This is a genomic window from uncultured Aliiroseovarius sp. (assembly GCF_947497285.1).
Lineage (GTDB): Bacteria > Pseudomonadota > Alphaproteobacteria > Rhodobacterales > Rhodobacteraceae > Aliiroseovarius.
In genome coordinates this window covers 379,769-395,865 of the sequence record NZ_CANMFT010000001.1, presented here as the reverse complement: position 1 = coordinate 395,865, position 16,097 = coordinate 379,769, and the positions used below count along the sequence as shown (strand labels likewise).

Sequence of the window (16,097 nt, the reverse complement as noted above, 5' to 3'; positions counted from 1 at the left end):
GCTTCTAGCCGCGCCCGATATAGGGCATCTTTGTTGCCATGACCGTCATAAACTGCACATTCGCTTCAAGCGGCAAAGTCGCCATGTGCAAAACCGACCGCGCGACATCGCTGACATCCATCGTCGGCGGGGGCGCAACTCCGTCGCGAACCGAGGCATCGACAATGCCCTGCAAAAGCTCGGTGCGCGCGTTGCCAATGTCGATCTGACCGCACGCGATATCGAAGGGGCGGCCATCCAGGCTGATCTGGCGCGTCAGCCCTGTGACACCATGTTTGGTGACGGTATAGGTCACGGCCCCCGCCCGCGGAACATGGGCGCTGACCGAGCCATTATTGATGATTCGTCCACCTTGCGGCGTCTGTGACCGCATCCGGGCAAAGGCGGCACGCGCGCACAGGAACATCCCCGTCAAATTGACCGACACGGCACGCGACCAATCCTCGACCGACACCTCGTCAATCGGAGCCGCTTCGGTGAACAGCCCTGCGTTATTGAACAACACGTCCAGCCGCCCGGCCTGCGACGTGAAACTGTCAAACGCGGCGTCTACGTCTTGTGGCTTCGACACGTCCGCGGGCAACACAATGGCACGGTCATGCCCCGCGGCGACTTCTTCCAGCGCCTCACGGCGGCGGGCCAGAAGGCCCAAGGTCCAGCCCTCTGCCAGAAAGGTTTCGGCCACGGCACGGCCAATACCTGCACTGGCACCGGTGATCAGAAGGCTAGGCATCGACTTCTCCTTCGGACTGCAAGTTGAGCGGGGCGGGTTTTGTCGACAGGTCTGCTGTTGAAAGCTCGGCCTGCGGGCGCGCCATGGCGTAGCGCTTGACCCAATGAAGCCGCGTTTCCGCGCGGGTGATCGCCACATAGGCCAAACGTTTCCACAGCGGCAAACCTGCTTCGGTGCGCCCAGCCCGCGACGCCGCCCAGATATCTGGCGCAAACACTTGCACCTCTGGCCATTGAGACCCCTGCGCCTTGTGGATCGTGACCGCAGCCCCATGAAGAAACGCGGCGCCCATTCGGGCCGCGTAGGGGATGAACGGCTCTTCCTCGTCTGGCATCTCGATCTTGATGATCGACGCCACGGACACCTGAGGGTCTTCGGCACCGATCACGTGAAGCCGCGAAAAGCCCTCGCGATTTCCCGGCCCAAGATAGACGCATTGAGCGCCCTTGATTAGACCACGCGCTTCTAGATCAATCCGCTTTTTTCGGTGCTTCAATGGCAGCTCGATCCCGTCGCAGATCAGCGGTTCACCGGGAAGAAGCGAATGTTCGGGGGCACCGAAAGCGCCTCGGAATGCACTGATCAACCGCACACGGGTCACATTGCGCCAGACCAAAACCGGAGACCGCGCCATCAGGTCGGCATTCACGCGTGCAGCCACCACGACACGATCATCAACGCGCGCTGCGTCCTCGATCATTTGCTCGAATGACGCAAAGTCGAGCGTGTCATCCGCCAAGGCATGGGCCAGATCCAAGATCGGGTTGTCCTGCGCTTGCCGGTGTATGCGGTGAAGCTCCAGCTTGCGGCGTTCACCCAGCTTGTCAAATACCATCTCGCCGGATTGGCCGACCGGGGCCAGTTGTGCGGGATCCCCGAACAACACGAGCGTCGGGAAAATCTCGCGCAGATCGGACAGCTGCTTTTCATCCAACATCGAGCTTTCATCGACAAAGCCGATGTCCAGCGGGTCATCTCGACGTTTCCAGCCGGTGATAAAATCGGATCCGCGCAGTCCTGCTGCGGCCAGCGCGCCAGGAATGGATTTCTGTGTCTGGTAAAACGCAAACGCGCGGTCAAGCGCGTCATCGGTCAAGCCCTCAACCGTTGGCCGCTCGCCGCTTCCAGCCAGCCATTCCGCTATTTTCTCGTATTCCGGGTCATAGACCGGCGTGTAGAGGATGCGGTGAATTGTGGTCGCCGGCACGCCACGGTTTCGTAGCACGCTTGCGGCCTTGTTGGTTGGTGCCAGAATGGCCAAAGTGCGTCGATCCTTGCGGCGCTTGCCTTCCCAGTCGCCCGACACAACCTCGACGCCCGCATCCTGCAACGCCTTGTAGAGTTCGGCCAAAAGCAGGGTCTTTCCCGACCCTGCTTTGCCGATGACAGCCATCACTTGTGCCTTTCCGTCCGCAAGCGGCGTCAGCACAGCATCGTCCAGATCAACCCCCGCACCGCGCAGCATTTCAGCCACGCGATCATGGGCTTCGGCCTGGTCGTCAGAGTAGGTCAGGGGCGCGCGTTCGGTCATAGCGCGACCCTAACCTGCGCTCTGGTCCTGCGCCAGCGCATAGGCGCTGGCCACAACGTTTTCGTCAGGCGGTTTCGGGCAGGTCTTGCTCTTGCGGAGCAGAACGTGCGCCAAGGCCGAGTGAATAACGCAACCAGCTTTTGCTGGTTTCGCGGCTGACGCCCACCCGTTCGAGGGTTGGGGCAAAAGCATCGTCATTCATCGACCATAGGCCTACACCGATCCGTTCCTTGCCTTCACCGTCCATACCGACGACCTCGGGCTCAAGCCCCATCAGGCGATAGATCCGCTCCATGCGCGGATCGAACACACCGACATAGTGCTTCAGTTTGAAGGCGCTCATCAACTCTCCGGCCCCCAACGCAAGTGCGGCCGACGCGCGACGGTCGGCACCGGGTGCCAGACAGAACCGGGTGCATTCCCAAATGAGCGGGCTTTCAATCCGCACACCTTCGGTCAAATGGATGAAGTGGTCGTTGACCATCGTTTGCCCCACTGTGGGCAGAAAACGCATTGATCCACCGTGACGGCCATCAGCCTGTTCCCAGATCACATAGAGAGGGTTAATGGCATCATACTCGTCACGTTCGTGCCCTGCCTCGTTGACGTGAACATCCCAGCCGAGACGGCGCGAGAATTGTTCAGCCCGATCGCGGAACATGGTGTCTGCAAGCAGAGGGAAATTGTTAAGATCGTTACCATAGAGATAGCGCAGCATGAGATTGGCTCCTTTGTCCGATAAGCTAGCCAAACAATGGTCGCCTTAAGGTTAATGTAAGGCAAATGTCTCGTGCGTTTTCATCAAATTTTAAACGATGATGATTCCCGTCGACAACGCACGCGCTACCGCATGGGTTGTATTCATGGCGCCCAGCTTGTGACGAGCCGATTCGATATAAACTCTTAGCGTGTGCTCTGATATCTGCAACTCAGCCGCAGCTTGTGCTCTATTCATCCCTTTGGCGAGGCAGGTCATGGCCGAAAGTTCGCGCGGCGACAGTGAGGGCGACGAGCTTTCTTCGCCCCATTTTTCAAATGCCAGCGCCTTTTTGTTCAGCTCGTGTGCAATAATCATCAGATCGTGGGTGTTCTGATCGACGAAACGCTCCCAGTCCTCATCGGCAACATTGTCGTTCAAAGTAAACAGCGCGAACTGTCCATTTGGTCCGCGGATCGGAATTGTGAAACCCTGATTGCCTAAACCGAACGCAAGCGCGTCCTGAAACATTTCACGTGCGGCCTTCGAGGACCAGTCGAGCTCTTTCCAGGAAACAGGTGTAAACCTTTGAAAACATCCGAAAATAACAGGATCAATCCGCAGGTAGTCCTTTTCGAGATAGCGATCTACCCACTCGGCGCTGTAGGTTCCCGCGCCGAAACGCTCTCCGACAGAGTTCACCCAATGATAAACGGCATGCGACACATTGTAGTAGTCCCGAAGCGCTTCGATAACGCTTTGAAGATCCTCAAGCGTGCTCGCCGCCTGCAATGTAGAGAGTAGGTCTTCCAACCGGTTTATCATATGGCTTCACGTTCTCCGTCGTCCGACGTGAAGCGCTTGCGATCTCGGTCATGGCGATAAGGCGCGCATCATCCAACTGGTCTGCCGTGACACTTAAACCATTTTTCACGGCATAGGCCTTCAGGTCGGTAAGAACATCAATGATCCATTCATCTGACATGTAAAGCCTCGATCCATAGGTTAGGGAAAACAACCTTAGCATGTGATTTTTTTTCGAGGTATTCACAGTTTTGCACTCCCCAAAAATGGCGAGGCTCAGAATACTATCCTATTGATTTGATCCCGGTGATGCCAATCGGCGTCGTTTCGCTAAAAGTGATTCGGAATAAATCTTTTCGCTGAATAGGTGTGCTGCGCGCACGAAAAAGCCCCCCACCCCAAGAACAGGGTGAGGGGCCGATCCATATGGCCCAGCAATCGGGTTGGTTACTTGGGACCAGCTTCCAGAGCGTCCTCAAATGTTCGCAGCCCGGTTTTCGGGGACTGCACCAGAACCGCCATGTTGCCCGGCTTGTGTTCGTTGCGCAGCATCTTCATATGCGCGTCCGGGATCTCGTCCCATGGGAACACCTCTGACATGCAGGGGTCGATCCGACGTTCCACCATCATCCGGTTGGCCGATGCGGCCTGCTTCAGGTGCGCGAAGTGACTGCCTTGGATGCGCTTTTGGTGCATCCAGAGGTAACGCACATCGAACGTGCAGTTGAAACCCGTCGTGCCCGCGCAGATCACGACCATGCCGCCTTTTTTACACACGAAGGTCGACACCGGGAACGTCGCTTCGCCGGGATGCTCAAACACCATGTCCACATTGTTGCCCTTGCCGGTGATGTCCCAGATGGCTTTGCCGAATTTACGGACCTCTTTGAACCACGCGGCGTATTCGGGTGTGTTCACGGTGGGCAGTTGCCCCCAGCAATTGAAGTCCTTGCGGTTGATGACGCCCTTGGCGCCAAGCGACATCACGAACTCGCGTTTGTCTTCTTCAGAGATCACACCGATGGCATTGGCGCCAGCCGCGTTGATCAATTGGATCGCGAAGGACCCCAAGCCACCTGACGCGCCCCAAACCAGCACGTTTTGACCGGGCTTCAACTCATGTGGCGCGTGACCGAACAGCATCCGGTAGGCCGTTGCCAAGGTCAGCGTGTAGCAAGCGCTTTCTTCCCAAGTCAGGTGCTTGGGGCGTGGCAAAAGCTGCTGCGCCTGAACATTGGTGAACTGCGCGAACGAGCCGTCAGGTGTCTCATACCCCCAGATCCGCTGGCTGGGCGAAAACATGGGGTCGCCGCCGTTGCATTCTTCGTCATCGCCGTCGTCCTGATTGCAGTGGATGACAACCTCGTCCCCAACCTTCCAGGTTTTGACCTTGTCTCCGACAGCCCACACGATGCCCGACGCATCAGACCCCGCGATGTGATAGTCAGCGCCATGGCCATCGAAGGGCGAAATCGGCACACCCAGACCAGCCCAGACACCGTTGTAGTTAACGCCTGCCGCCATCACGAGCACCAGAACTTCGTGGCTGTCCAATTTCGGTGTGTCGACGACTTCCACCAGGAACGACTTGTCGGGTTCGCCGTGCCGTTCGCGACGGATCGCCCAAGCATACATTTGTTCAGGCACATGGCCCAACGGTGGCATCTCGCCGATTTCGTAAAGGTCTTTTTTCGGGGCATCGTAGTCAGCGATGCTGGGTTGCGTGTCCAAAGCCATCGGGGCCTCCTGCTATTGCGCGTTATCTGATTCTGTTGCCGCAGTGCAGAAATGCGGCTGCTAATGCAGCATTACGTATGGCTCCGCAAGATTGCAACACCAAACAGCACATTTTTGTAACTTTATGTCGCGTCAAATGATTTCAGAGCTAAGGCAGAACGGCTGCGTCAGCCACCTCGGACGGGGTCAGGTCCGATATTTGAACCGTCGTGATGGCATCCGACAAATGGGCGATAGAGTTGGCGTAGTAAGACAAGATCAGCCGATCCGAAGGATTGACGCGATAGACCGACGCGCCATCTCTGCCCTCTTCCATGATCAACTTGCGCGATTCCAGAAGACGAAGTCCGACTTCGGCGGCATATTTCATGTCACCACGGGGCAAATGCACATGAGCGCCCTTGGCTTCCATGTCGGCCACAAGAGTCTGGAACCGATCTTCGATCTCGGCACTCGTATGCGTGTCTTTTTCAAGAAGAATGGCGGCGACAACGGGCACGGGAAGCACCGGCACGACGTCACGGATGCGCGACATCAGCTCTTTCCCAAGCGGGATCAGGATCTGTTCGGGGGTGCGATCCCCAAGAAAGGTCGCCAGTGATACCGGCGCCCCAAAGGACACACTGGCATAACCAAAGCGATGAAATTTACCTGTCAGGCGTTGCCAGATGTGGCGGCCCACATGGCGCGCAACATACTTGAAGCGCAGCCCGAACTTGCGATGACCGCTGACATCGGCGGCCACCAACACGCGATCCTCCAACACCCGGTCATAATTCATCGCCACCGGCACGAACACCACGTCGCGGTTCTTGCCCGGTTCGAAATCTTGCACGATATAGCTGAGCAGCCCCAGCTTGGGCGCCCCAACTGTCCCATTGAGGCTCAGCCCGCCTTCCGGGAACATCGCCTGCGTCACGCCGCCCTCTGTCGCCATCCGCACATAGCGCGCCAGCACTTTGCGATACAGCGCATTGCGGCTTTTGCGACGAATGAAGAACGCGCCCATCGACCGGATCAAGGCGCGCAGCGGCCAGACACGGGCCCATTCGCCCACCGCATAGGACAAGTGCGAACGTTCGGCCGCAAGCCACGTGACCAGCACATAATCCATGTTGGATCGGTGGTTCATAACAAAGACGACCGTCGCGTCAGGCTCTATCTCGCGCAGGCGCGCTTCGTCGAAAGCGCCAAGGCGCACACGATAGAAGGCCCGGCTCAGCAGTTTTGCCAGCCAGATCCCAAACCCGAAATAGGCGGTGGCCGAGAACCGCGGCACGATCTCGCGTGCGTATCGCTGGGCTTTCTCAAAGGCGACCTGCTCGGGAATGCCTTCGTCGCGGGCATGTTCGGAGATCGCCTTGGCCACTTCAGGATCATAAGACAGCCTTTGCACCATGTCATAGCGCCGGGCCAGCTTGAAGGGTTCGATCGGGCGTTCAAGCCTTTGGTTTAGCTGCGCAACCGCTCGTTCAAGGCGACGGCGAAAGAACCAACGGACAGAGGGGAACAGGAAATGCGACGCAAAAGTCACCGTGGCGAAAGCCAGGATCAGGACAAGCAGCCAAAGAGGCAATTCCACCACGCGCGTCATGGCGTCACGTTTTCAGGTTTCCGGCGCAAGGTAAAGCCTGACCAGCACCAATGCGGCACGCAATGCACGCACCAATTCTCATTTGTTTGCAATTGGAAGGCAGGATTGATGCCAACAACCGAGCCTGCCAGCATGGCGTCCCCAAAGCGCGCAACTTTCTTCATGCAATATTCACCCTTGCGTAACATTCTTTCGTCTGCGAAAAATGCTGCAGCGCAACAAACCCGCGAGTCACGGAACATGAACAGCCCCACGAATCCCAGCCCTCAAACGCGGCCATGGCTTTTCCGCACGTATGCGGGTCACTCGACCGCCAAAGCGTCGAACGCGCTTTATCGCACGAACCTTGCAAAAGGTCAGACGGGTCTGTCGGTGGCTTTCGATCTGCCAACCCAAACCGGATATGACAGCGACCACAAGCTGGCGCGCGGCGAAGTGGGCAAGGTGGGCGTGCCGCTTGGCCACCTGGGCGACATGCGCGCGCTGTTCGCCGATATCCCGCTTGAGCAGATGAACACCTCGATGACGATCAACGCCACGGCGCCGTGGCTGTTGTCGCTTTATATTGCAGCGGCTGAGGAGCAAGGCGCGGATGTCTCAAAGCTGCAAGGCACGGTGCAGAACGACATCATCAAGGAATACCTGTCGCGCGGCACCTATGTCTGCCCGCCAGAGCCTTCGCTGCGGATGATTACCGACGTTGCCGCCTATACGCGCGAACATCTGCCAAAATGGAACCCGATGAACGTGTGTTCCTATCACTTGCAAGAAGCCGGCGCGACGCCCGAAGAAGAGCTGGCCTTCGCACTGGCCACCGCCATCGCCGTGTTGGACGATCTGAAAAACAAAGTGCCCGCCGAGGCCTTCCCGGCCATGGTGGGCCGCATCAGCTTCTTCGTGAATGCCGGCATCCGCTTCGTCACCGAGCTGTGCAAGATGCGCGCCTTTGTCGAGCTGTGGGATGAAATCACCCGCGACCGCTACGGCGTCGAAGACCCCAAGTTCCGCCGTTTCCGCTATGGTGTGCAGGTGAATAGCCTCGGCCTGACCGAGCAGCAGCCGGAAAACAACGTCTACCGCATTTTGATCGAGATGCTGGCGGTCACGCTGTCCAAAAATGCCCGCGCCCGCGCCGTGCAACTGCCCGCTTGGAACGAAGCACTTGGCCTGCCCCGCCCGTGGGACCAGCAATGGTCTCTGCGCATGCAGCAAATCCTAGCCTATGAAACCGACCTTCTGGAATTCGACGACCTGTTTGATGAAAACCCCGCCGTGGAACGTAAAGTGGCCGAGTTGAAAGACGGCGCACGCGCTGAGCTGGCCCAGATTGACGGGATGGGCGGCGCGGTTGCTGCCATTGAATACATGAAGTCGCGCTTGGTGGATTCGAACGCGCGACGCATCAACAAGATCGAAGCGGGTGAAACCACTGTGGTCGGTGTGAACCGCTGGACGGAAGCCGCCGAAAGCCCCCTGACCGCAGGCGATGGCGCGATCATGGTCGCCGATAAGGAAGCCGAGGCCGATCAGATCGCCCGGCTGGAACAATGGCGTGCAGATCGCGACGGAGCCAAGGTCAAGGCTGCGCTGGACGCATTACGAGCTGCTGCCAAATCCGGCGACAACATCATGCCGCCGTCAATCGCCGCCGCCAAAGCGGGCGTGACAACGGGTGAATGGGGCGAAGTTATGCGCCAGACCTTCGGGCAGTATCGCGCGCCAACGGGGGTTTCGAAAAACCCATCAAACCGCACCGAAGGGCTGGACGAGATCCGTACCCGCGTGGATGCGGTGTCTGACGCGCTTGGTCGTCGTCTGACCTTCCTGGTCGGCAAACCGGGGCTTGATGGTCATTCCAACGGTGCCGAACAAATCGCCGCCCGCGCCCGCGATTGCGGCATGGATATCACCTATGAAGGCATTCGCCTGACACCGGAGGAGCTTGTCGCCTCGGCCATCGAAACCGAGGCCCACGTGGTCGGCCTGTCGATCCTGTCAGGCAGCCATATCCCGCTGCTGGAAGAACTGATCGAACGAATGCGCGAGGCTGGTCTGGGCCACATCCCCGTGGTTGCGGGCGGGATCATCCCGGATGAGGACGCAGACCGACTGCGCGCCATGGGGGTCGCCAAGGTCTATACGCCGAAGGATTTCGAGCTGAACACCATCATGGACGACATCGTAACCTTGGTGGCTCCAGCAGAAGTCGCCGCCGAATAGGCCGGCCCCGACACGACGGTTGAAAGCGTGCTGCGCCACTCTGCGCTGCATGAACCTTTCCCTTTCCGCACGCGCAGGCTAGGTTTCCTCTGTCCCAAGAAACGGAGAAGACTATGACCGTCCATATCGGTGCCGAAAAAGGCCAGATCGCTGAAACCGTGCTGATGCCCGGTGACCCCTACCGCGCCCGCTGGGCAGCAGAAAAGTTTCTGGATGGGGCCGAGTTGGTCAATGAAGTCCGCGGGATGCTGGGGTTCACCGGCACCTACAAAGGCAATCGCGTTACGATCCAGGGGTCGGGAATGGGGATGCCCAGCCTGTCGATCTATGCCAACGAGCTGATCCGCGACTACGGGGCAAAAACCCTGATCCGCATCGGGTCATGTGGCGGGATGCAGCCGCAGGTCAAGCTGCGAGATGTGGTGATTGCGATGACCTGCACGACCGTCGGGACACCCTCCAACACGATCTTCCGTGAGTTGAACTATTCGCCCTGCGCCGATTACAGCCTTCTGGAGGCCGCAGTGGCATCGGCCCGCACTCGCGATGTTGGGGTTCATGTCGGCGGTATCTATAGCTCGGACACGTTCTATGATGAACGCCCAGACCTGAATGAGCAGATGACGCGGCACGGCATTTTGGGCGTCGAAATGGAAGCGGCAGAGCTTTATACGCTTGCCGCCCGCCATGGCGTGCGTGCGCTTGGGATCATGACTGTCTCGGACCACCTGCAAACCGGCGAGGCTTTGGCCTCGGACCTTCGCGAACAGAGCTTCGGTGACATGGTCGAGATCGCGTTGGACGCCGCGTTCGCCTGAGCCTATCGGCCATGACTGCGGTCATAGCCGTTGCACGGCGGCTGTGACCATCCAGCAAGCGCACCTTCATTGGGGGCGAACACCTCGACCTGCAGCGGAAAACACGCCGCCGTATCCGAGCTGTGTTCAGATGAACAATCCCCACCCGGACAGGCGCTGAGTGCGCCCAGCAGGTCGATCTCGGCAAAGAACTCCAGATAGTCGCCGGGACGGACCGGACTTTTCTTCATGAAATACTGGCCAGTATCGCGGGTAAACCCGGTGCACATGAAAACATTCAGAACGTCATGGATGTGAGGTTCTGCTTGGGCCAGCGTGCAGCCCAGATGATCCGCCAAGCACCGCGTCAAATTGGAATGGCAGCAGTGGTGATATTGCCCGCCCGTCAAAAGATTGTGCGTATAGGGGTCACAGCGTGTGCCGATCACGTCATGCACTGACCCGCCAAAAGCGTCGAACCCATACCAATCCAGCGTGTCATCAACGATGGTCGCCATCGGACGCGTGCCGGGAAAACTTGTCCACATCCGATCTGAAACGGACAAATGCGTGCCGTGAAGGGCGCGTGTCTTGCCCGAATAGAACCTTTCATCAAGGTCATGCGCATTCCAAAGGTTCAGATCTCCGACCTGCGGCCCTTCGACCGAGGTGATGCGAAAGAAGTGACCGGCTGGCACGCTGAACACGCGCGCATCGCGTGGCGGCACCCGTGTTTCACTGATTTTCAGAGCCCCCTCGCGTGCCTCGCGGTAAAGCGACATGGGCGGGGGTGGCAGTGTGTCGGCGCGATAGCAGATCACCGGACCCTCGGCACGGCGAAGGTCGGCATCGCTTGGGGCCTCATACATCGGGTGTTGTGGCTTCATCCTTGGGCCTTTCGCTGTGTTTTCCGCATGAAGCCACGCCAGGACAACAGGGGCAAGGCTTCTCGATATGGCTGGTCAGGGACGGTCGGGTTGCGCCGGGCAAGCCAAATCTGCCGTCGCCACCGATCCGACGTCCTGGCACGAGGCGCCTGCATGTGCCGCGTGCCCACTGCCCCCGGCCGCACCATCGACCACAAGATTGACAAGCGGCGTATCGAAGGCCATCTGATAAGCCGTCTAGTGGAAGGGGTTTTTGATGAAGCTTGCCTATGTGATTGCACCGGGCCGGGGGCAAACCAACCTCTTGCTGGCGGGTGTGGCTGCGGCGTTGGGCCAGCGGGGTCTGTCGCTGTGTGGGACCGTTCAGTTGGACACGGAACGCGCCGAGGAACATCACTGCGATATGGACGTTTTGGTCTTGCCGGACGGGCCGAAGATCCGCATCAGCCAGTATCTTGGAGCGAACGCCCAAGGCTGCAAATTGAACCCCGACGCCTTGGAAACAGCCGTGGGCCAGACCGAGGACAGGGTGAAAGCTGGCGCTGACCTTCTGATCGTCAACAAGTTCGGCAAGCAAGAGGCCGAAGGGCGTGGATTTCGCGAAGCCATTGGAAGTGCGCTTCTTGCCGACATCCCCGCGATTATCGGTGTCAGCGAAGGGTCGCATGACGCCTTCAAGGCCTTTGTCGGCGAGGCAGAGCAGTTGGCACCTGAACATGACGCCGTGATGACCTGGGCAATCGACGCGACGGCCAAATAGAAAGGGCGCCGAACAGCGCCCTTCCCAGTCAACTGTGCGATTGTCGGACCTTAGGTGCGAAACACCCGGTAGATCGCGGGAATGACCAACACCGTCAGCAGGGTCGAACTGAGAAGCCCGAACAGAAGCGAAATCGCGAGCCCCTGAAAGATAGGGTCAGCCAAGATTACCACTGCACCGATCATCGCCGCGATCGCCGTCAACAGGATCGGTTTGAAGCGGATCGCGCCAGCTTCGATCAGGATCGACACCTTGTCCTGACGCGGGTCCGCATGCCGGATGAAGTCGACCAGAAGGATCGAATTGCGCACGATAATCCCCGCCAAGGCAATGAACCCGATCATTGATGTGGCCGAGAATGGCGCGGCAAACAGCCAATGCCCCACCATGATCCCAAGGAAGGTCAGCGGAATTGGGGTCAGGATCACAAGCGGAAGCTTGAATGACCCGAACTGCGCCACGACAAGGATATAGATCCCCAAAAGGGCCACCGCAAAGGCCGCGCCCATGTCACGGAACGTCACCCATGTGACCTCCCATTCGCCGTCCCAAAGAAGGGTGATGACGCTTTCATCCTCAGGCTGGCCATTCATTCGGATAACGGGCTTGGTGCCGTCTTCCCACTCCATCTGGTCCAACGCGTCAGCAACGGCGAGCATGCCGTAAAACGGTGCCTCGAAATCGCCCGCCAGTTCCGCCATCACCATCTCTGTGGCGCGGCCGTTATGGCGAAAGATCGGGAAACTCGCGCGCTCTTCAACCAGCGAGATGACGTCGCCCAGTTCGACCACGCCGCGCGCACCCGGCAGCGTGTTTGCGGGGATCGGCGTGGACAAAAAGCGTTCATCAACCACCCGGTCGGCCTTGTCACGCCCCACCACGATCGGAATCGGATAGCGCCCGTCGCTGCGGTGCGAATAGCCGACCGTGGTCTGGGTGTTCAGCATGCCCAAGGTCGCGAATACGTCCTGTTCCTGAACGCCGTGGAATTCCAGTTGGTCGGATGAAATGGTTGCGCGGATCTTGCGTGGCTGGGTACCGAACCCGTCATCGGTATCGACCACATAGGGAACGCTTTCAAACGCTTCACGGATCTTCAGCGCAGCCGCCCGGCGGGCGTCGGCTGTGGGTCCATACACCTCGGCCAGAAGCGTCGCGATGACCGGCGGACCGGGGGGCGGTTCGACAGTTTTCAGCGTCGTGCCCGGCGGAACATCCAGCGCCGCAATTCGGTCGCGGATCTCCAACGCAATATCATGGCTTTCGCGGTCGCGGTGGTGTTTGGCGGCCAGCATGATCTGCACATCGCCCATCTGCGGTTCTTCGCGCAGATAATAGTGACGCACCAACCCATTGAAGTTGAACGGGCTTGCTGTGCCGGCATGGGTCTCGACCGAGATCACCTCGGCCAGCTTCATCACTTCATGCGCGACAGATTGCGCGACGGCATCGGTGGCTTCGACCGAAGACCCTTCGGGCAGGTCGATCACCACGGACAGTTCGGACTTGTTGTCAAACGGCAAAAGCTTGACCGTCACGTCCTTCGTATACAGCAGTCCCAGCGATCCGAAGCTCAGCACCACCGAGACAAGAAGAAAGATCAGGCTGCGCGACTTGCTGGCTAGAATGGGCCGTGCGACTGCGGCATAGATAGCTCCCAGTCGACCCCCTTGAGGGCCTTCCTCGGCGTGATCATGGGCCGGCGCGTTGCCCGCGATCTTGATCATCAGCCATGGTGTGATGATCACCGCCACGAAAAAGGAAAAGATCATCGCAGCCGAGGCATTGGCCGGAATCGGGCTCATATAGGGGCCCATCAATCCCGACACGAACAGCATCGGCAAAAGGGCCGCAACCACGGTCAACGTGGCGACAATGGTGGGGTTGCCAACTTCAGCCACTGCACGCACGGCCTTGGTAACCCGATCGGCCTTGTCGCCCATCGCCCAATGGCGGGCGATGTTTTCGATCACAACGATGGCGTCATCGACCAAAATCCCGATGGAAAAGATCAACGCGAACAAGGACACTCGGTTCAGCGTATAGCCCATCACCCACGCCGCAAAGAGCGTCAGCAGAATGGTGACCGGGATCACGACCGCAACCACGATGCTTTCGCGCCAGCCAATGGCAAACAGCACAAGCCCGACGATCGACACCGTGGCAAGGCCGAGGTGGAACAATAGCTCGTTGGCTTTCTCGTCCGCGGTTTCGCCGTAGTCACGGGTGACGGTCACTTGCATGCTGTCAGGGATCAACGCGCCTTGCAGGGCGTCGACTTTGTGCAGAATGGCTTCTGCCACCACGACGGCGTTTGCGCCGGCGCGTTTCGCGATGGCCAATGTCACGGCCGGCGCCCGGATCAAGTCACCGGCACCGCCTGCGTGATCGTCACCATGCGCCCCACCTTCACGGCGGACCTGCGACACGATGCTGTCGGACATGTCTGGCACAAAGCTGACATCAGCCACGTCGCGCACATAGACCGCGCGCCCATCACGCGCGGTCAGCAACAAGTTGGCCACGTCGGCCGGGGCGCGCAGGGTTTCGCCCGCAACCAGCGTGACTTGCTCCCCCTTGTCGCGAACATAACCGGTTGAAAACGCGCGATTTGCCCCCTGAACCTTACCCGCCAGCTGTTGTAGGGTGATGCCATAGAGGGCCAGCTTTTCAGGGTCGGGCGCGATACGGATCGCTTCCGAACTGTCACCGACCAAATAGGTCAGCCCAACATCCTGGATCTTGGCAACCTCGTTTTGCAGCTCGCGCGCCACACGGGTCAGGTCGTTGGCCGTCACCGCGCCCTGTCCGTCGACCGGCGTCAGGGTCAGCGCCACGATGGCCACATCGTCGATACCACGCCCAACGATCAGAGGCTCTCCGATCCCGACGGGGATGCGGTCCATATTGGCGCGCACCTTGTCGTGCACCCGCAAGATCGCGGCATCCGACGAGGTGCCAACAAGGAACCGTGCCGTCACCATCGAATAATCGTCGCGGGTCGAGCTATAGACATGCTCGACACCATTGATGCCCTTCACGATGGTCTCCATCGGTTCGGACACCAGCTTCACGGCATCTTCAGCACGCAAGCCCGGGGCTTGCATGTGAATATCCACCAGCGGGACCGAGATCTGGGGCTCTTCCTCACGTGGAAGGCTGGCCAGTGCGACAAGCCCAACGGCCAGCGCCGCCAGGATCATCAAGGGGGTCAGGGCAGATTGAATGAAGCCTTTGGTCAAAGCTCCGGCAAGGCCCAGCGCCGTATCGCTTGGCGGAGGGGTGCTTTTATCACTCATGGGTCGCAGCTCCGCTTGTGGGCTTGGCTTGCGCCAAAACCTGTTCGCCGGCGCTTAGCCCGGTCAGGATCTCGACCAGATCGACGCCATCAAGGGCGTGGTGTTCACCGGGCACGACCACACGATCCACTGCCGTTCCATCCGCGCCGACGACCGACACGAAATCGAGCCCCATGCGCGTCGCAACCGCTTCGACCGGCACGACCAATCCTTGTGTCTCACCGACAGGGAGCCGCACCAGAACGCGCGCATCTACGAAGTCTTCGCTCAGGTCTGACACCTTGACATCAGCAATCACGCGGCCGTTTTCGATTTGCGGATAGACCTTTGCAAGTTGCCCAGACACATCCGTCCCGTCATTGCCAATCATGATCTCGGCCCCTTCTTTCAGAAAGGCAGCATGACGTTCAGGGACGGCAAGACGCAAAAAGAACCCGCCACCACCGATCACGGCCACAGGTTCGCCCGGCATCACAACCGAACCGCGCGTTACTGGCACCGACAAAACAGTGCCCGCGATGGGGGCCAGCACGGCGCCCTCGACCGCTTGTTGCTCAATGACACTCCGCTCGGCACGGGTTGCAGCGATCTGCCCCTTGACCACATCAACCTGCGTGCGCAACGCGTCCAGCCTTTGAGCCGTGGCGACCCCCCGTTCCACGAGGCTTTCGCCGCGCGTCAGTTCGCTTTGTGCGTTTTCCAGTTGCGCCTGAAGCGAGGTCAGCGTGGCGTCGATGGCCGTCAGGCGCAGGTCCAGCTTTGCGTCCGTCACAGTGGCCAGCAACGCGCCTTCGTCCACCCGCGCGCCTTCGGAGACAAGGATTTCGGTCAACGTGCCGCCCAGCCGCGAACGCGCAGGCACCATATCGGAGGCTTCGACCTTACCAAACACCGCTTTCCATTCCGTCAGTTGAACCGGCGCGACCGTGTATAGATCAGCCGCGTTGGCTGGCCCCGTCAGGCACAAAAGGGGGAGGGTCAAGATGATATCGCGCAGCATTGGGGTCTCCTTCAGCGGGCATTGCATCACTTCATATG

The 16,097-nt window shown here is 59.3% G+C and carries 14 protein-coding genes; 3 read left to right on the top strand and 11 right to left on the bottom strand.

The window, feature by feature from the left end:
- Positions 1 to 4: 4 nt before the first annotated feature.
- From Q0864_RS01865 to Q0864_RS01830, 8 genes are all read right to left on the bottom strand, one after another.
- Positions 5 to 733: an SDR family oxidoreductase gene (locus Q0864_RS01865; RefSeq protein WP_298565605.1), complete on the bottom strand. Its 729-nt coding sequence runs from the start codon at positions 731 to 733 to the stop codon at positions 5 to 7.
- Positions 726 to 2,264: an AAA family ATPase gene (locus Q0864_RS01860; RefSeq protein WP_298565603.1), complete on the bottom strand. Its 1,539-nt coding sequence runs from the start codon at positions 2,262 to 2,264 to the stop codon at positions 726 to 728. Before Q0864_RS01860 ends, Q0864_RS01865 begins: the two co-directional genes overlap by 8 nt.
- A 64-nt stretch (positions 2,265 to 2,328) precedes the next feature.
- On the bottom strand, positions 2,329 to 2,982 hold the full coding sequence (locus tag Q0864_RS01855; protein ID WP_298565601.1) for an acyl-homoserine-lactone synthase: 654 nt from the start codon (positions 2,980 to 2,982) through the stop codon (positions 2,329 to 2,331).
- A 90-nt stretch (positions 2,983 to 3,072) separates the two neighbouring features.
- Positions 3,073 to 3,786: a LuxR family transcriptional regulator gene (locus Q0864_RS01850; protein WP_298565599.1), complete on the bottom strand. Its 714-nt coding sequence runs from the start codon at positions 3,784 to 3,786 to the stop codon at positions 3,073 to 3,075.
- The gene (locus Q0864_RS01845) at positions 3,731 to 3,946 is read right to left on the bottom strand and encodes a hypothetical protein (protein ID WP_298565597.1); all 216 of its coding nucleotides are present in this window, start codon (positions 3,944 to 3,946) and stop codon (positions 3,731 to 3,733) included. Before Q0864_RS01845 ends, Q0864_RS01850 begins: the two co-directional genes overlap by 56 nt.
- A 266-nt stretch (positions 3,947 to 4,212) precedes the next feature.
- Positions 4,213 to 5,502: a crotonyl-CoA carboxylase/reductase gene (ccrA, locus tag Q0864_RS01840; protein WP_298565594.1), complete on the bottom strand. Its 1,290-nt coding sequence runs from the start codon at positions 5,500 to 5,502 to the stop codon at positions 4,213 to 4,215.
- A 148-nt stretch (positions 5,503 to 5,650) separates the two neighbouring features.
- Complete coding sequence (locus Q0864_RS01835) at positions 5,651 to 7,096, bottom strand: 1-acyl-sn-glycerol-3-phosphate acyltransferase (RefSeq protein WP_298565592.1); 1,446 nt, start codon at positions 7,094 to 7,096, stop codon at positions 5,651 to 5,653.
- Positions 7,093 to 7,338, bottom strand: a complete 246-nt coding sequence (locus Q0864_RS01830) for a hypothetical protein (RefSeq protein WP_298565590.1) — start codon at positions 7,336 to 7,338, stop codon at positions 7,093 to 7,095. The genes Q0864_RS01835 and Q0864_RS01830 overlap by 4 nt, the downstream gene beginning before the upstream one ends.
- Between Q0864_RS01830 and Q0864_RS01825 the strand changes: the two genes are divergently transcribed.
- Together Q0864_RS01825 and deoD are read left to right on the top strand one after the other, a co-directional pair.
- Positions 7,337 to 9,316 (top strand): protein meaA, encoded by a 1,980-nt coding sequence (locus tag Q0864_RS01825; protein ID WP_298565589.1) that lies wholly within the window; start codon positions 7,337 to 7,339, stop codon positions 9,314 to 9,316. The two genes, Q0864_RS01830 and Q0864_RS01825, sit on opposite strands and share 2 nt — an antisense overlap.
- Positions 9,317 to 9,429: 113 nt before the next feature.
- Positions 9,430 to 10,134, top strand: coding sequence for a purine-nucleoside phosphorylase (deoD, locus tag Q0864_RS01820; protein ID WP_298565588.1), 705 nt, complete (start codon positions 9,430 to 9,432; stop codon positions 10,132 to 10,134).
- Between the two features lie 2 nt (positions 10,135 to 10,136).
- Here the strand turns inward: deoD and Q0864_RS01815 are convergent, their stop codons facing one another.
- Positions 10,137 to 11,000: a DUF1989 domain-containing protein gene (locus tag Q0864_RS01815; protein WP_298565587.1), complete on the bottom strand. Its 864-nt coding sequence runs from the start codon at positions 10,998 to 11,000 to the stop codon at positions 10,137 to 10,139.
- Between the two features lie 256 nt (positions 11,001 to 11,256).
- On the opposite strand from Q0864_RS01815, the gene Q0864_RS01810 reads away from it, so the two are divergent.
- Entirely contained in the window at positions 11,257 to 11,760 is a 504-nt protein-coding gene (locus tag Q0864_RS01810) for a DUF2478 domain-containing protein (protein WP_298565585.1), read from the top strand.
- A 50-nt stretch (positions 11,761 to 11,810) separates the two neighbouring features.
- On the opposite strand, the gene Q0864_RS01805 is transcribed toward Q0864_RS01810, so the two are convergent.
- Entirely contained in the window at positions 11,811 to 15,059 is a 3,249-nt protein-coding gene (locus Q0864_RS01805; RefSeq protein ID WP_298565584.1) for an efflux RND transporter permease subunit, read from the bottom strand.
- Positions 15,052 to 16,059 carry an efflux RND transporter periplasmic adaptor subunit gene (locus Q0864_RS01800; RefSeq protein ID WP_298565583.1) on the bottom strand — a complete coding sequence of 336 codons (1,008 nt, stop codon included), beginning with the start codon at positions 16,057 to 16,059 and terminating at the stop codon, positions 15,052 to 15,054. The genes Q0864_RS01805 and Q0864_RS01800 overlap by 8 nt, the downstream gene beginning before the upstream one ends.
- Positions 16,060 to 16,097: the final 38 nt, after the last annotated feature.

Excerpts from the sequence above, each read along its gene's own strand:
- Q0864_RS01865 (WP_298565605.1), bottom strand. The coding sequence starts at position 733 with ATGCCTAGCCTTCTGATCACCGGTGCCAGTGCAGGTATTGGCCGTGCC.
- Q0864_RS01860 (WP_298565603.1), bottom strand. The coding sequence starts at position 2,264 with ATGACCGAACGCGCGCCCCTGACCTACTCTGACGACCAGGCCGAAGCC.
- Q0864_RS01855 (WP_298565601.1), bottom strand. The coding sequence starts at position 2,982 with ATGCTGCGCTATCTCTATGGTAACGATCTTAACAATTTCCCTCTGCTT.
- Q0864_RS01850 (WP_298565599.1), bottom strand. The coding sequence starts at position 3,786 with ATGATAAACCGGTTGGAAGACCTACTCTCTACATTGCAGGCGGCGAGC.
- Q0864_RS01845 (WP_298565597.1), bottom strand. The coding sequence starts at position 3,946 with ATGTCAGATGAATGGATCATTGATGTTCTTACCGACCTGAAGGCCTAT.
- ccrA (WP_298565594.1), bottom strand. The coding sequence starts at position 5,502 with ATGGCTTTGGACACGCAACCCAGCATCGCTGACTACGATGCCCCGAAA.
- Q0864_RS01835 (WP_298565592.1), bottom strand. The coding sequence starts at position 7,096 with ATGACGCGCGTGGTGGAATTGCCTCTTTGGCTGCTTGTCCTGATCCTG.
- Q0864_RS01825 (WP_298565589.1), top strand. The coding sequence starts at position 7,337 with ATGAACAGCCCCACGAATCCCAGCCCTCAAACGCGGCCATGGCTTTTC.
- Q0864_RS01830 (WP_298565590.1), bottom strand. The coding sequence starts at position 7,338 with ATGTTCCGTGACTCGCGGGTTTGTTGCGCTGCAGCATTTTTCGCAGAC.
- deoD (WP_298565588.1), top strand. The coding sequence starts at position 9,430 with ATGACCGTCCATATCGGTGCCGAAAAAGGCCAGATCGCTGAAACCGTG.
- Q0864_RS01815 (WP_298565587.1), bottom strand. The coding sequence starts at position 11,000 with ATGAAGCCACAACACCCGATGTATGAGGCCCCAAGCGATGCCGACCTT.
- Q0864_RS01810 (WP_298565585.1), top strand. The coding sequence starts at position 11,257 with ATGAAGCTTGCCTATGTGATTGCACCGGGCCGGGGGCAAACCAACCTC.
- Q0864_RS01805 (WP_298565584.1), bottom strand. The coding sequence starts at position 15,059 with ATGAGTGATAAAAGCACCCCTCCGCCAAGCGATACGGCGCTGGGCCTT.
- Q0864_RS01800 (WP_298565583.1), bottom strand. The coding sequence starts at position 16,059 with ATGCTGCGCGATATCATCTTGACCCTCCCCCTTTTGTGCCTGACGGGG.